We start from the raw sequence: 14,743 nt of genomic DNA on the forward strand, positions 1-14,743 counted from the left end.
GTAGCGGCGCGTGCGGCGACAGCAGGTTTCGCATTCCCATCAATCGCGTGCGCGAATGGCAGGCTCCGCCATCTCCCCAACCGGGCAAGCACAGTCTGTGCGAGCATGTGCTGATGAGCAGGCTGACCTCCAGCACCGCGCGCGGCGATAACAGGTTCCACATTCTCATCAATCGGGTGTAGAAATTTGCAGGATGAGGGCAAACGTGCTAAACTATAGTCAGGAAATGATGAAAGGAAATGATACGATGAAAAAAAGACTGTTGAGCCTGCTTTTGGCGGCTGTTATGCTCTTCGCGCTGACGGGCTGCTTTTCCGCGGGCAAGGGAATTTTGCCCCCTGCCGCGCCTTCTGCCACGCCGACGCCCACTCCCACCCCCACTCTGGAGCCCACGATAGACCCCGCGATGGTCATCTCGGATGAGGAGATTGAGCGGATGGTGGAGCGCGCCAAAACCGCCGTCATCACAGAAGAAGATGCAGATTACTTCCTGGATGGCGCTTCCCCGATTCTGGTGGATACCCAGAATCTGGCAGACCTGCTCTATAAAGTCGACGCGAACACCATCAAGGCCGATAATACCGAGGAGTGGAAGCCGCTCATCTCCGAGATTTCCGCCGAGGCAAAGAAGCTCTGCGCCCGGTTCGAGGCGCTGACCCCTTCCGCAAACTTTGAGGATTTCCAGCGGCTGATGATTTTGGGCTACACCTGCTATTATAAGTCTATGGACCTCATCATCGAATCCGAGGGCCAAAGCTGGGGCAAGCTGAGCCTGGCTGTGGACTATATGCTCCGGGGCAACGCCTATATCCAGGGCGCCAACAACATCATGCTCTCCTTCAACCTGAACGGCTAGAGCTTCATACAAAGCGGGAAGAATCTTCCATAGAAACAAAAGAGCCAGCGGCACCCCCGCTGGTTTTTTATACCCGAATGATGGGACGGCTGAACCTGCCATTCCTGCCCGCGATGCCGGAAGTCAGCCTGCCCGTCAGCACATGCCCGCTCATGCTGTGCTGTACCCGAATGATGGGACGGCTGAACCTGCCATTCCTGCCCGCGATGCCGGTGGCCAGCCAGCCCGTCAGCATATGCTCGCACAGGCCGTGCTTACCCGGTTGCCGGGAGTGTGAAACCTGCCATTTCCGCACGCGATGCCGGCAGTCAGCCCGCCCGCCAGCGCATGCTCGCTCATCATGTGCTTGCCCGATTGCTGGGACGGCGAAAAGCATTATCACCGCGCGTCGTTTTCAGCCTGTGAAAGCGAATGCCTTCCCATATTTTTCCCAAGTAAGGGGGTATGGGGGCCGTGCCCCCATGATTACCCAAGGCCCTTGACCTATCGCTCCATGACTACCCGCTGCCTTTGGCTCTGCGCCGTTCCCTTAGTAAAGGGGTATGGGGCTTTGCCCCATGTTAAAAACCGGCCCCTGACCTTGCCCTTCACGATTGCAAACCGCCCTTCCCCGCCCCGGCCTGTCCTTTTTCAAAGAAACCTCTTGACTTATAGTCGGCTTTAAGTGCTAGGATGATTTTAGAGAGCCATATCACCTTAGGGAGGAGAAAACGACGATGATTTACCGCAAACTTGGCCGCACGGGCCTAAACGTGAGCGAAATTGGCCTGGGCTGTGAGGGGTTTGTGCAAAACCCGGCGCTGGCGCAGGATTTTCTGGATGCTGCCGAGCAGGCAGGCGCCAACTATATCGATCTATACACTTCCGATCCAGCCGCGCGCACGGCCCTTGGCAAGGCGCTGGCCGGGCGGCGGGAAAAATTCATTTTGCAGGCACACCTCTGCTCTGTCTGGAAGGATGGGCAGTATCAGCGCACCCGGGATTTGGCCGAAGTGCGCCAAGGCTTTGCAGCGCTGCTGGCCGAGCTGCAAACGGATGATATTGAAGTGGGCATGATTCACTATGTGGATTCCATGGCGGATTGGCAGAAAGTGAGAGACGGCGGCGTGCTGGAATATGCCAAGGAGCTCCAGCGCCAGGGCAAAATCGGGCATATCGGCCTTTCCAGCCACAACCCGCTGGTGGCCCAGGCGGCGGCCGAGAGCGGGGATATCGCGGTTTTGATGTTCTCCGTCAACCCCTGCTACGACCTCCAGCCCGCCGGCGAGGATGTGGAGGCGCTCTGGGCAGATGAGGCCTATGCCGGCCAGCTCACCAACCTGGATCCGGACCGGGAGCGCCTGTACGAGACTTGCCAGCGCCTGGGCGTGGGCATCACGGTCATGAAAGCCTTTGGCGGCGGCGATCTGCTCTCTGCGGCCATGTCGCCCGCCGGCGCCGCGCTGACGGTCAACCAGTGCATCCACTATGCGCTGACGCGCCCGGCCGTGGCCTGCGTGCTCTCGGGCGCGCACACAATCGCCGAATTTGCCGATGCCGTCGCCTATGAGGATGCCTCGGATGCAGAGCGGGATTACGCCGCCGCGTTTGCCGCGTTCCCCAAAATCAGCTGGCAGGGGCACTGCATGTACTGCGGCCACTGCGCGCCCTGCCCGCAGAAAATCGATGTGGCCATGGTAACCAAGCTGCTCAATCTGGCAAAGGCCCAGGGCGGTATCCCCGAAACCGTGCGCGAGCACTACGCGGTTTTGGAGCGCGCCGGCGGCGACTGCATTGCCTGCGGCGCCTGCGAGAGCCGCTGCCCGTTTGGCGTTTCGGTTCGGGAAAACATGCGGCAGGCGGCCGAACTGTTTGGGAAATAGAGGAGAAAAGGTCGAGGGCGATGGGCAGCCATGGGGCTTCGCTGCCCCTTCACTTGGGCTGGGGTGAAAAAGGGCAAGCACACCTGCTCTTGCGAAGGATAATGCCCGATTGACAGGACGGCAGAATCCGCCAATCCCATACGCGGCGCTATACCCGAATGATGGGAATGCAGAAACTGGCAGTTCTGCACGCGGGGCTGGAAATCAGTTTGTCAGGCAGCACATGCTCGCTCATGCTGTGTTTACCCGATTGCTGGGAGTGTGAAATCTGCCATCGCCGCACGCTAAGCCGGCAGTCAGTCAGCCCGCCGGCACATGCTCGCTCATCATGTGCTTATCCGATTGCCGGGACGGCGAAAAGCATCATCACCGCGCGCTGTTTTCAGCCTGTGAAAGCGAATGCCTTCCCATATTTTTCCCAAGTGAGGGGGTATGGGGGCCGTGCCCCCATGATTAGAAGCGGCGCTTGCCCTTTCGCCTTTTGTGTGGCCTGAACGCGAAGCCCATGTCAACGAACAGCCCTTGATCTATCGCCCTATAACTGTCCACTGCCTTTGGCTCTGTTCTGTTTACTTAGTGAAGGGGTATGGGGCGGAAGCCCCATGATTACCCACTGCCCTTGCCCTTTTTCCATCCAACTCAAATAGAAAGGAAGAAAAACCATGTCAAACAAACTCGTGGTCTACTACACCCACTCGGGCAACACAGAGAAAATCGCGCGCATCATCGCGGCGCAGACGGGCGCAGACCTGCTGGAAATCCAGCCGGTGTCCGCGTACCCCTGCGAGTATGACGCAGTCGTGGCCCAGGCGAAACAGGAGATTTCGACAAATTTCCGCCCCGAGCTACAGCCTTATGCAGAAATTGCATCAAATTACGACACCTTTTTCATCGGCAGCCCCAACTGGTGGAGCACCATTGCGCCGCCTATCGCGGCCTTTCTGGAACAGCAGGATTTTGCGGGCAAGCGCGTCGCCCCCTTCTGCACGCATGGCGGTGGCGGGATGGCCGGGCTGGAGCGGGATACCCTGGCGCTCTGCCCAGGCGCGCAGAACTGCGCCGGCATTGCCCTTTATGACGACGGCGGCGCGGATGCCGAGGGCAAAATCGCCGCATGGCTTGAGCAGGCCGGCCTGAACTAGCGGCAAACAGGCCAGCCGGCAGCCCGGCTGGCCTTTATATTTAAAAACTGGGCTTTTGCGGGAGCGGGATGCGCGTTCAAAGCAGGCTCCCGGCCCCAGACATAGCCCGCTCAAAAAAGGAGAAAACAATGGATCGCATCAAACACTCCCAAATCGTCCGGGAAAAGATGGGCCTCGCGCCCGTCAGCCAAAACCCGGCAGACCCGGAACTGCAAAAAATTCTGGATTACTTTCTGTTTGGCGAAGTCTGGCAGCAGGGCGGCCTGGAAGACGTCCAGCGGGAGCTGATCACCGTCGCCGTGCTGGCCGCGCTGGGCACGCCGGATCAGTGCCGCTCGCATGTGGGCGCGGCGCTCTGCGTCGGCGCGACACCCACGCAGATCAAGGAGGCCATCTACCAGTGCGCGCCGTATATCGGCTTCCCGCGGACGCTGGTCGCCGCGCAGCAGGCCAACCAGGTGTTCGAGCAGCGGGGCATTTCCCTGCCGCATCCCGCCCAGGCCACGGTTAGTGAGGAAACCCGCCTGCAAAAGGGGCTGGAAGCCCAGTGCGCCATCTTCGGCCAGGAGACGATCATGAATATGCGCGGCTCCGCGCCGGAAGATCTGAAACACATTCAGGATTACCTCTCGGCCTACTGCTTTGGCGATATCTACACCCGGGGCGGCCTTGGCATCCCCATGCGCGAGCTGCTCACCTTCAGCGTGCTCTGCGCCCTGGGCGGCTGCGAGGGCCAGGTGCGCGCGCATATTCGGGGCAACCTGAATGTGGGCAATACCCGGGGGACCCTTATCGCCGCGCTGACCCAGTGCCTGCCCTATATCGGCTTTCCCCGGGCGCTGGGCGCCCTTTCCTGCATCAATGAGATTGTGCCCGCGGAGAAATAGGGGTAAAATAGAGGGCGAGGGAGAAACAGGCGCGGGCCTGGGTTAGGGGAAAAGGAAAATTGGAAAAGAAAAAGCCGTTTTACGGCTGGGTTATCGTGGCGGCATCCGTCGCGCTGATGATGCTGGGGTGCGGCGCGTTTACCGGCGCGGCGGCCGCCTATATCGCGCCCGTCTGCGCGCAGATGGGCTTTGCCAAAGGCGAGTTTACGCTCTACCGCACCATCGTCTCACTGCTGGGGGCACTGCTCATGCCCGTCTTTGCCCGGCTCATCCGAAAGGCGGGCGTGAAAAAAGTCATGCTGATTGGCCTAATGGGCAATGCGCTGGCCTATACGCTGTATTCCTTTGCCGGCGCGCTTTGGCAGTTCTATCTCGCTGCGGCGCTGGAGGGCATTTTTACCAACGGCATCAGCTTTCTGAGCATCGGCGTGCTCATCAACAACTGGTTTTTGGATAATCGGAGCACGGTTGCCGGCATCGCCTACGCCGGGACGGGCCTGGGCGGCGCGGTGTTCGTGCCCATCATCAGCCAGCTTGCCGAGCGGCTGGGCTGGCGCTGGGCCTACCGGGGCGTGGCGGCGGTTTCGGTGGCCGTGCTGCTGCCCGTGATTTTGCTGCTCCTGCGGGATCGCCCTGCCCAGATGGGCCTTGCGCCCTATCAGGCCCCGGGCAAAAAGCAGGAGGAAGGGCAGGCTCCGGCAGGGGCCGGGAGCGGGGTTTCCCTGTTTGCCGCAAAGAAGATGCCCGCCTTCTGGCTGCTGATTTTCGGGTTCTTCCTGCTCAATATCTGCTGCGGCGGCCCCAGCAACCACAACGTCGCCTTTTTGCAGGACCTCGGCTATTCCACAGCCTTTGCCGCGGCCGTAACCTCCGGGTATATGGCGGTGGTGGCCGCGGGAAAAATCGCCGCGGGCACGCTGTTCGACCGCCTGGGCACGCCCCGGACGGCGCTGCTGCTCTGCGCGGCCTGCATCGGCTTCCCGGTTTTGGCGCTGTTCTGCCGCGTTCCGGGCATCCCCTGGGCGTATGCCGCGTTTCTCGGGTTTACGGGCATGGGGCCGTCTGTGGGCATCAGCGCCTTGGTGCGCCATGTGTTCGGCGACCGGGATTTCGCCTCGATTTTCAGCCTGGCTTCCATGGCGTCGACGCTGGGCGCCGCCGTGGCCGCGCCGCTCATGGGCGTGATTTACGACGCCAGCGGCAGCTACACTCCTGCCTGGATGCTCTGGCTGGTATTCTCCGTGCTCATGGCCGCCTGCCTGATGGGCGCGCTGCTTGCCGCCAAAAAGCGGGAGAAGGCGGCGGAAAAGGCCAAGGCTTAAAGGGCAAGGTCAAGGGCCGCTCTTAACCATGGGGCTTCGCCCCATACCCCCATGATAAAGAAAAAGAGATGTGAGTGCGCGCCTGATTGCTGGCTAAGCGGCGGCAGTATGCGCGGGCAAAGGGTTTCGCGGCCTTGCTCTTTGGATTTGGCAGACGCGCCCTTATAAGAGGAAATAAAAGAGCGAGTGCAAATTTATCATGATGCACTCGCTCTTTTATTATGCCTAGGCGGCGGGGCCTTGTCTGAACTCGATTGCCGGGAGTGCGGAATCTGCCAGCTCCTCACGCGCTCCTAGCGGAGGGCGGCACCCGAATGACAGAACAGCAAAACCTGCCAGCTCTGCACGTGAAGCTGGAAGTCAGCTTGTCAGCCAGCACATGCTCGCACGGGCCGTGGCTTTGCCTGCGAATCTTATTTGCCAGCGGTCACATGCTCTCCCGCATTGTGCCCGCCGCACAAAACCTATTTTCGCACTGCCCCATTTATCCTTCCCAGTCATGGGGCGGCGAAGCTCCATGGTTAAGAGCGGCCCTTGAACTTGCCCTTCTTCCTATCTCGGGCACGGGGTATGGGGCGGAGCCCCATAACTAGGAACCGCCCCTGACCTTACCTTTTCCCAACCCATTTTTATACCCAAGTGAAGGGGTATGGGGCGAAGCCCCATGATTAAACCCAGCCCTTGACCTTGAACTTGCTCTTCTTCCTATCCCAGTCAGGGGGGTATGGGGGCTTGCCCCCATGTTAGCCAAAGCCCTTGACCTTAGTCCCTGGCCTTTCCCTTCCCCGCCCAGCCGATGAGAGCCGCGAAAACGCGCTCCAGCAAAATGCTGCCGGCGGCGATGGCCAGAAGCGCCGGAAGCTGCGCCGCGCTGGGCAGGGAGACCTGCAAAAGCCCCTGGAATAGGCAAATCGCCGCGTAAAACCCGATGGTCATGGTCGCAAATAAGAACACCCGCAGTTTGTTAAACGGCCAGCAGGATTTGAAAACTGCGGCAATGCCCATCAGGCCCACCAGCAGATACATGGCCGTCTCGGCCTGTGCGCCGGCAAAGCCCAGCGCCGGCCCGGCCAGCCAGAGCAGCAGCACATCCGCCACAATCACCAGCGCGTTTGGCAGTGCCCGGCGCAGAACCTGGGGCAAAAACCGCCCGCGCACCCTGCGGCCGTCCGGTTCGAACGACATGAACAGCGTCGGGTAGCCCTCAATAGCCAGGTCAATCAGCGTAATCTGAATGGGCAGGAAGGGGAACGGCGTGTTCATGAAAATGCAGAGCAGGGATAAAATGGCCGAATAAATCGTCTTGACGAAGAAGATGCTGGCCACCCGGGTGACGTTGTTGACGACTCTCCTGCCCTCTGCCAGCACCTGGGGCAGCACGGCGAAATCCGATTCCAGCAAAACCAGCTGGGAAACCTGCCGGGCCGCGTCGCTGCCCTCGCCGATGGCAATCGAGCAGTCCGCCTCCCGAAGAGCCAGAATATCGTTGACGCCGTCGCCCGTCATGGCGACCTGGTGCCCCGCGGCCTGGAGCGCCTGCACCAGCTGTTTTTTCTGATGCGGGGAGACTCTGCCAAACACGGTATACTCCTCCGCGGCGGCGGCCAGCTCCGCCTCGCCCAGCTGGCTGGCATCCAGATACCGCTCTGCCCCATCTAGCCCGGCCTTTTTTGCGATGGCCGAGACGGTTTTCGGGTTGTCCCCGGAAATCACCTTGAGGGCGACTCCCTCATTTTTGAAATATTCCAGCGTCTGGTGCGCGTTTTCCCGGATAGAATCCGCGATGAGAATGGCCCGAAGCGGGGTAACCGCGGGCAGCGGCGCATCCGCCGAGACCTCTCCCTCCGCCAGTCCGGCCATCAGCACCCGCGCGCCAGCCTCCATTTGCGCCGCAATCTCCTCGGGCAGCTGGTAATCCGGGCAGAGCCGCTCGGGCGCGCCCACCAGGAACACCTCCCCGCCCTCAAAAGCCATGGCGCTCCATTTGCGCTGGGAAGAGAAGGGCACTTTGCCGCAGGGGATCAGCGCGCCGCCCTTAGTGTAGTAATCCGAAAGCGCCTGGAACGTGGCGTTGTTGTCGTCGGTATGCGCCAGGAAGCTGCCCATCAGCTGTTCGAAGCGCGCATCCTCCGCCAGGATTACCTCCCGCTCGACGCTCATGCGGCCGGAAGTAATGGTCCCGGTCTTATCCAGGCAGAGCACGTCCACATGCGCCAGCGTCTCCAGGGCATAGAGCTCCTGCACCAGCACTTTCTTTTTGCCCAGCCGGATGACGCCGGTGGCCAGGGCGATGCTCATGAGCAGCAGCAGCCCCTTGGGCAGCATACCCAGCAGGCCGGCGGCCGTGCCGACGACGCTCTCAGAGAGCATGTCGCCCCGGAAAAAATACGCCTGCACAAAGAGCAGCGCGCCCAGCGGCAGGATGAACCAGCCGGTAAACCGGGTAACCTTGCGCATGGAGGCCAGAAGCTCGGAGCTGACTTTGCGGTGCGCCTTGGCCTCCTCGGCGATTTTGGTGGCGTAGTTTGCCGCGCCGATATGCTCCACTTTGGCGCGGCACTTCCCCGAAAGCACGAAGCTGCCCGAGAGCACCATATCCCCCGGCCGCTTGGCCACCGGGTCGCTCTCGCCCGTCAGCAGGGATTCGTTGACCTCAATCTCCCCTTCCAGCAGGATGGCGTCTGCGCAGATTTGCCGGCCGCCCTCCAGGCAGAGGACGTCGTCCAGCACCAGCTCTTCCACGGCCACAGTCTGCATTTCGCCGCCCCGGACGACCTGCGCCCTCGGGGCGGAGAGCAGAGAGAGCTTGTCCACCAGCTTTTTGGCCTGGATTTCCTGAAAAATGCCGATGGCCGTATTCAGCGCGATAATCGCCATGAAAAACAGGTTGGACCACGCATGCACGGCCGCCAGCGCCAGGGCGATGAGCAGGTTGAAGAGGTTAAACAGCGTGCAGACGTTGTCCCGGATAATCTGCCCGGTGGTTCTGGTGATTTTCTCAGGCGCGGCGTTTTGCAGGCCGGCCTGCTTCTGGCCGAGCACCTGCTCTGCCGAGAGGCCGTCTTTGGCCGAGGGATTTAGGCGGGGTGTTTGGTTCATGGTTTCCTCCAGTTGTGTTTTGCAGTCAGGGGAAGGGAAAGGTCAAGTTCAAGGGCCGTTCTTAGCCATGGGGAAAAGGTCAAGGGCCTTGGGCTAACATGGGGGCAAGCCCCCATACCCCCTCACCGGGATAATAGAATGGAATAGTGCGGGAAGACAGCCCGTGCGGCGGGCACGGCACGAGGGAGCAGGTGCCTTCTGGCAGGCTGGTTTCCGGCTTCGCGTGCAAAGATTTTAGCTTCCACGTTCCCCTCATTCGGGTGTGCTCTCCGCAGGAGCGCGCACCGGGTCGGCACAGCATGAGCGAGCATTTGCTCTCTGGCAGGCTGACTGCCAACATCGCGTGCGGCGATAGCAGCTTTCACGTTCCCCTCATTCGGGTGTGTCCTCCGCAGGAGCGCGCACCGGGTCGGCACAACCTGTGCGAGCATTTGCTTTCTGGCAGGCTAACTTCCGGCTTCGCGTGCGGCGATAGCAGCTTTCGCATTCCCCTCATTCGGGTGCGGTATTGTCCTCCGCAGGAGTATTGTATCATAGAATTTCGGCTTTGAACACCCGAAAGGCGCCTTGGCGCGGCGGTGCCCGGCGCAAAAAACAGAAAGCCGGGTTTCTTAGGCCGGCGGCCAGTGCGCCAAAGCGGCCGCGAAGCTGTGCCCCGCGCAGGAAGCGCCCTAATCCGAAAGCGAATCCTCTCCCTCCTCCTGTTTGGCGGGCTTCCAGTATTGGCAGGCAGGATGGGCCACCTCCCGCTTTTTGCAGCGCGGATAGACGCAGTGCCCATAGCTTAGCGCGTCGTATCTCCCCCATGACTGGCGGATGTAGTGCAGGCGGAAATGTGTACAGTTGCCGCAAGTGTGTTCTTCCATCAATTCGCCCTCCTTTTGAAAATTGCGGCCTATTTTGCCAACAGCTTTTCGATGATTTGATAGCTTTTTACGCCGCTATTTTATCTATACCTCTATGATAACAGATAAAAATCTTTTTTTATACCCGAATGATGGGAATGTGGAGGGTGCAATCGCCGCACGCGGCGCTGGAAGTCAGCCTGTCAGAGGGCGCATACTCGCTCATGCTGTGCCGCTCCCCCCACGCGCCGCTGGCTGTCGGCCAGCTTGTCAGAAGCCACATATTCGCTCATCATATAGCCTCCGCACGCATTTTCTTTTCGCACTATCCTATTCTTATCATAGTAATGGGGGGTATGGGGGGCTTTTCTGCACCCGAATGATGGGAATGTGGAGCCTGTCGATTCCGTACGCGCCGCTGAAAATCACTCATCCATGCGGCGTGTGTGCTCTCCTATTTTGTCTTTTCATGGGGGTATGGGGGCTCTGCCCCCATGTTAACCCATGGCCCTTGACCTTCTGCTACCCCCCTTTCTTTGCAAACAAAAAGAGCCCTTGCAGGCTCTTTTTGTTTGCGTACTTCTATTTGAGCAGCGCCCGGGCCTCTGCCAGGGAAATGCCCTGCTCCCGGGCGATGCGGGCGATGTCCTCATATTCTGCCTTGCTCTTTTTCACGCCGTAACCCTGGCCGGTCTTGATGCGCACAGCACCGCAGGGCGTCTGCACCTGCTCAAAACTGCGGGAGAGCATATACCGCTGGCAAAGTGTCCTGCGCACGCCGAAGGTGCTGGTGTGCCGCAGCATGGCGGCGGCCAGCTTATCCGCTGCATCCGGCTCGCAGATACAGCAGAGCAGCACGGCCGGGCGGTTTTTCTTCATCCCGATGGGCAGCGTGTAAACGTCCAGCGCGCCCTCATCCAAAAGCGCCTGCTGGGCAAAGCCCAAATCCTCGCCGGGCATGTCGTCCAGATTACAGCAGAGCAGGGCAATCTCGCCGTTCGGGCCGCCCTCCCCTGCGCCGTCGTCGCCCAAAAACGCCCGCACACAGTTGGCCGCGGCGAAATCCTTGGTGCCCATGCCGTAGCCGATGGCCGAAGCGCAGAGCGCGGGCATGGGGCCAAAGCCCTGGGCGAAGTGCCGGAGCAGCGCCGCGCCGGTGGGCGTGCACAGCTCGCCGGCAATCTCGCCGCCGTAGGTGGGAACACCCCGCAGAATATGCGCTGTGGCCGGTGCCGGGACGGGCAGCACCCCATGCGCACAGCGCACCTGCCCGCTGCCCACATGCACAGCCGAAGCCAGGATTTTCTGCGCGCCGATGCGCTCCATCAGCATACACACCCCAACCACGTCTGCCACCGCGTCCATGGTGCCCACCTCGTGGAAGTGAATCTGGCTGACGGGCTGGCCGTGGGCGTGGGATTCGGCCTGGGCAATCAGGCGGTAAACCGCCAGCGCGTTTTCCCGGACCTGCTCGGAGACGGGCAGATGCGCCAGCAGATGCTCGATATCCGCCATGCCCGAATGGCTGTGGGAATGGCCGTGTTCGTGCGTATGGCCGTGTTCGCCGCCATGATGGTGGCCGTGGCCTTCGCCGTGCCCGCCGTCATGTTCATGGCAGCAACCCTCTTCGTGGCTGTGCGCGTGCCCGCCGTGGCAATGGCTGTGCTCCCCCTGTCCTTCGCTGTGATGATGGCTGTGCCCTTCCGGCTCGGTGGGAGCGGTCAGCTGGAGGTTTTGGCCGTCTGCCAGCATGGCGCGGCTGTGGCAATGGCCTGCTTGGCCTTGGTGGGTATGCCCATGCCCGCAGCAGCCGTGCCCGTGCTCTTCCCCATCGTGGCTGTGGCAATGGCCGTGGGGCAGGTCGTGGCTGTGCTCCTCCTGCCCGCCGATGCGCACGTCCATATGCGTCCCCCAAATGCCGCACTTCTGCGCCGGGGTTGCCGCGACCTTCAGACCGGGAATGCCCAGCGCGTTCATGTCCCGCAAAAACTCCTGCCGGGCCCCCGGCTCCAGCAGCTCGTAAAGCGCGGCCATGAGCATATCTCCCGCCGCGCCCATATTGCACTGTAAATACAGCGTTTTCATCTAATTCCCTCCATCTGGTTGATGCGGCTGGCCAGAAAGCCAGCGCCAAACCCATTATCGATATTGACGACACTGCACCCGCTGGCGCAGGAATTGAGCATGGAAAGCAGGGCGGAAAGCCCGCCGAAGTTTGCGCCGTAGCCGATGCTGGTGGGCACGGCGATGACCGGGCAGTCTACCAGCCCGCCGATGACACTGGCCAGCGCGCCTTCCATCCCGGCCACCGCCACCACCACCCGCGCCCGGGAAAGCTCGGGCAGATGCGCCAGCAGGCGGTGCAGGCCGGCCACGCCCACGTCGTAAAGCCGGGTAACGTGGCTGCCCAGCGCCTCCGCCGTCAGCGCGGCCTCTTCGCAGACGGGCATATCGCTGGTTCCGCCGGATGCCACGACGATTTCCCCCAGAAGTTCCTGCTTCATCGGCGCCGCAATGCCGATTTGGGGGATGGGGTGGTAATCCAGCTCGATTTCCTCTCCCACCAGCTCTGCCGCCTGGGGCGACATGCGGGTGATGAGGATGTTGCGCGCGCCGCCGGCAATCATGGATTGGGCGATGCCCAGAATCTGCTCGGGCGTCTTGCTGCGCCCGTAGATGACTTCCGCCGCGCCCTGGCGCAGGGAGCGGTGGTGGTCGACTTTGGCATACCCCAAATCCTCAAAAGGCGCCAGCCGGAAGCGGTTCAGCGCTTCTTCCGGGGAGATTTCCCCGCTTTGGACCTGCCCCAGCAGGGCAAGCAACTGTTCTCTCTCCATCTCTACTCCTTTTCTACACCCGAATGATAGGGCGGCGGAATCTGTCAGTTTCGCACGCGGCGCTGAAAGTCAGCCTGTCAGAGAGCGCATACTCGCTCATGCTGTGCCGACCCGCACGCGCCGCTGGCAGTCGGCCAGTCAGTGAGCAAATGCTCTCCCATGCTGTTTCCGGCGCACACGCTTTTCCTGCAAATTGCGTTCCTATTATATAGGGGGTATGGGGGCTTGCCCCCATGTTTACCCATCGCCCTTGACCCTCTGCCCCGCAAATCAGAAGCGCTCTTGCCCTTTTGGCTGTTGCACCCGAATGGCGGGGCGGCGGGAATTGCCGTCGCCGCACGCGGCGTTGAAAATCAGCTTGCCAGAGGGCAAATGCTCTCCCGTTTCGGTTGGCCAAGGGCTGTTTAGCAGCCATGGGGCGAAGCCCCATACCCCATACTTGGGATATGCCGGGTTTAGGGCGGCAAAGATTGCCCGCCGTATTCCCTCTCTTTCCGCGCTGCCTCCCTACTATTATATTGTAAGGGGGTATGGGGGCTTGCCCCCATGTTTACCCATCGCCCTTGACCTTCCCCGCCTACCGCTCCTTTAAATCCAGCAGTACGCCGCCGAACAGCGGGCCCAGCTCCCGGAGGATGGCGCCTCTTTGCCGGATGGCCTGGCTCATCTGCGCCTCGGGCAGCTGAAGCCGCGCGCAGCCGGATAAGATGCGCACGCGGAAATCCGTAAACCCGAGGGAAAACAGGAAGTCCTCGGCCCGCTCGATTTTGCCCAAAAGCTCGGCCGTGATGCGCTGGCCAGTGGGGATGCGCGTGGCAAGGCAGGCGTATGCCGGCTTTTTCCAGGTAAACAGCCCGGCCTGCCTCGAGCGCGAGCGAATCTCGTCTTTGCTGAGCCCGCATTCCCGCAGGGGCGAGCGCACGCGAAGCTCGCGCAGGGCCCGCATACCCGGGCGGTCGTCCGCGTCATCCGAAGCGTTGGTGCCGTCCAGAACCAGCGTGTAGCCGTCTGCCGCCGCGGCCTGCAAAATCCCAGTAAAAATACCCTGCTTGCAGTAGTAGCAGCGGTCCGCCGGGTTTTGGGCCACAGCTTCGCTGGCCAGCGCGTCCTGCCGCAGGACGGTCATAGGCACGCCGATCTCCTGGGCCAGCCGCTGTGCATCCGCCAGCTCAAAAGCCGGCTGGAACTGCGTTTTGACGTAGTATGCCCGGATATCCGCGCCGCACTGCCTGGCCGCCCAGAGCAGGTAGGCCGAATCCACTCCGCCCGAAAAGGCGACGGCGGCCCTGGGGTTTTCCCTGAAAAATTTCTCCAGCGTCATGCTCTCTCCTTTGTTTATGCTGATGACAAAAAAAGCCACGAAAACGGGCACCCATGGCGCGGCCTTCCTGGCAAAATGGTATCTTCCTGATACTGCTTGCTTTTATTATAGTGGCCGGAGCGGGGCTTGTCAAACCTTGACGCCCCTGCCCGGCTTTGCTATAATAACCAGGTAACCGGCTCAGGAAGGGCCGCCATGCACGAACAGCCCGGCCATCGCCGGGATTTCCCGTTTTTATTCATAACTATGTCAGGAAGGCATTTTTCTGCGAAAACATTTCGCGGGGAAATGCTTTTTTATACCCGAATGATGGGAATGTGAAACCTGCTGTCGCCGCACGCGGAGCTGAAAGTTAATTTGCCAGAGGGCAAATGCTCTCCCGTGTTGTGCTTGCCCGCACGCGCCGCTGTACCCGATTGCTGGGGATGTGAAACTTGCCGTTGCCGCACGCGGAGCTGAAAATCGGCTTGTCAGGGAGCAAATGCTCTCCCGTGCTGTGCTTGCCCGCACGCGCCGCTGTACCCGATTGCTGGGGATGTGAAACTTGCCGTTGCCGCACGCGGAGCTGAAAA

At 61.0% G+C, this 14,743-nt stretch carries 12 protein-coding genes; 5 read left to right on the forward strand and 7 right to left on the reverse strand.

What is annotated here, in order from left to right; genetic code table 11:
- The first annotated feature begins 247 nt into the window (after positions 1-247).
- Positions 248-856: a hypothetical protein gene (locus AALG83_08875; protein MEY8383262.1), complete on the forward strand. Its 609-nt coding sequence runs from the start codon at positions 248-250 to the stop codon at positions 854-856.
- Positions 857-923: 67 nt separating this feature from the next.
- On the opposite strand, the gene AALG83_08880 is transcribed toward AALG83_08875, so the two are convergent.
- Positions 924-1,151 carry a hypothetical protein gene (locus AALG83_08880; protein ID MEY8383263.1) on the reverse strand — a complete coding sequence of 76 codons (228 nt, stop codon included), beginning with the start codon at positions 1,149-1,151 and terminating at the stop codon, positions 924-926.
- Positions 1,152-1,572: 421 nt separating this feature from the next.
- Here AALG83_08880 and AALG83_08885 point away from each other — a divergent pair, with 421 nt between their 5' ends.
- The 4 genes from AALG83_08885 (at position 1,573) to AALG83_08900 (ending at position 6,069) form a co-directional block, all read left to right on the forward strand.
- Complete coding sequence (locus AALG83_08885) at positions 1,573-2,718, forward strand: aldo/keto reductase (GenBank protein MEY8383264.1); 1,146 nt, start codon at positions 1,573-1,575, stop codon at positions 2,716-2,718.
- 662 nt (positions 2,719-3,380) lie between these two features.
- Positions 3,381-3,860, forward strand: coding sequence for a flavodoxin (locus AALG83_08890; protein ID MEY8383265.1), 480 nt, complete (start codon positions 3,381-3,383; stop codon positions 3,858-3,860).
- A gap of 128 nt (positions 3,861-3,988) precedes the next feature.
- Positions 3,989-4,747, forward strand: coding sequence for a carboxymuconolactone decarboxylase family protein (locus AALG83_08895; protein ID MEY8383266.1), 759 nt, complete (start codon positions 3,989-3,991; stop codon positions 4,745-4,747).
- A gap of 59 nt (positions 4,748-4,806) precedes the next feature.
- The gene (locus tag AALG83_08900) at positions 4,807-6,069 is read left to right on the forward strand and encodes an MFS transporter (GenBank protein MEY8383267.1); all 1,263 of its coding nucleotides are present in this window, start codon (positions 4,807-4,809) and stop codon (positions 6,067-6,069) included.
- A gap of 762 nt (positions 6,070-6,831) precedes the next feature.
- On the opposite strand, the gene AALG83_08905 is transcribed toward AALG83_08900, so the two are convergent.
- From AALG83_08905 to larE, 6 genes are all read right to left on the reverse strand, one after another.
- The gene (locus AALG83_08905) at positions 6,832-9,168 is read right to left on the reverse strand and encodes a cation-translocating P-type ATPase (GenBank protein ID MEY8383268.1); all 2,337 of its coding nucleotides are present in this window, start codon (positions 9,166-9,168) and stop codon (positions 6,832-6,834) included.
- Positions 9,169-9,839: 671 nt separating this feature from the next.
- Positions 9,840-10,034, reverse strand: coding sequence for a hypothetical protein (locus AALG83_08910; protein MEY8383269.1), 195 nt, complete (start codon positions 10,032-10,034; stop codon positions 9,840-9,842).
- Positions 10,035-10,152: 118 nt separating this feature from the next.
- Entirely contained in the window at positions 10,153-10,296 is a 144-nt protein-coding gene (locus tag AALG83_08915; protein MEY8383270.1) for a hypothetical protein, read from the reverse strand.
- Between the two features lie 299 nt (positions 10,297-10,595).
- Positions 10,596-12,098 (reverse strand): nickel pincer cofactor biosynthesis protein LarC, encoded by a 1,503-nt coding sequence (larC, locus tag AALG83_08920; GenBank protein ID MEY8383271.1) that lies wholly within the window; start codon positions 12,096-12,098, stop codon positions 10,596-10,598.
- Positions 12,095-12,850, reverse strand: coding sequence for a nickel pincer cofactor biosynthesis protein LarB (gene larB / locus AALG83_08925; GenBank protein ID MEY8383272.1), 756 nt, complete (start codon positions 12,848-12,850; stop codon positions 12,095-12,097). Before larB ends, larC begins: the two co-directional genes overlap by 4 nt.
- Before the next feature lie 577 nt (positions 12,851-13,427).
- On the reverse strand, positions 13,428-14,171 hold the full coding sequence (gene larE / locus AALG83_08930; GenBank protein ID MEY8383273.1) for an ATP-dependent sacrificial sulfur transferase LarE: 744 nt from the start codon (positions 14,169-14,171) through the stop codon (positions 13,428-13,430).
- Positions 14,172-14,743 lie beyond the last annotated feature (572 nt).

Source organism: Christensenellaceae bacterium 44-20, assembly GCA_041223705.1.
Classification (GTDB): Bacteria; Bacillota; Clostridia; order Christensenellales; family Christensenellaceae; genus QANA01.

Bases quoted from the DNA above. Each gene is read 5' to 3' on its own strand.
- AALG83_08875 (MEY8383262.1), top strand. From the start codon at position 248: ATGAAAAAAAGACTGTTGAGCCTGCTTTTGGCGGCTGTTATGCTCTTC.
- AALG83_08885 (MEY8383264.1), top strand. From the start codon at position 1,573: ATGATTTACCGCAAACTTGGCCGCACGGGCCTAAACGTGAGCGAAATT.
- AALG83_08890 (MEY8383265.1), top strand. From the start codon at position 3,381: ATGTCAAACAAACTCGTGGTCTACTACACCCACTCGGGCAACACAGAG.
- AALG83_08895 (MEY8383266.1), top strand. From the start codon at position 3,989: ATGGATCGCATCAAACACTCCCAAATCGTCCGGGAAAAGATGGGCCTC.
- AALG83_08905 (MEY8383268.1), bottom strand. From the start codon at position 9,168: ATGAACCAAACACCCCGCCTAAATCCCTCGGCCAAAGACGGCCTCTCG.
- AALG83_08910 (MEY8383269.1), bottom strand. From the start codon at position 10,034: ATGGAAGAACACACTTGCGGCAACTGTACACATTTCCGCCTGCACTAC.
- AALG83_08915 (MEY8383270.1), bottom strand. From the start codon at position 10,296: ATGTGGCTTCTGACAAGCTGGCCGACAGCCAGCGGCGCGTGGGGGGAG.
- larC (MEY8383271.1), bottom strand. From the start codon at position 12,098: ATGAAAACGCTGTATTTACAGTGCAATATGGGCGCGGCGGGAGATATG.
- larB (MEY8383272.1), bottom strand. From the start codon at position 12,850: ATGGAGAGAGAACAGTTGCTTGCCCTGCTGGGGCAGGTCCAAAGCGGG.
- larE (MEY8383273.1), bottom strand. From the start codon at position 14,171: ATGACGCTGGAGAAATTTTTCAGGGAAAACCCCAGGGCCGCCGTCGCC.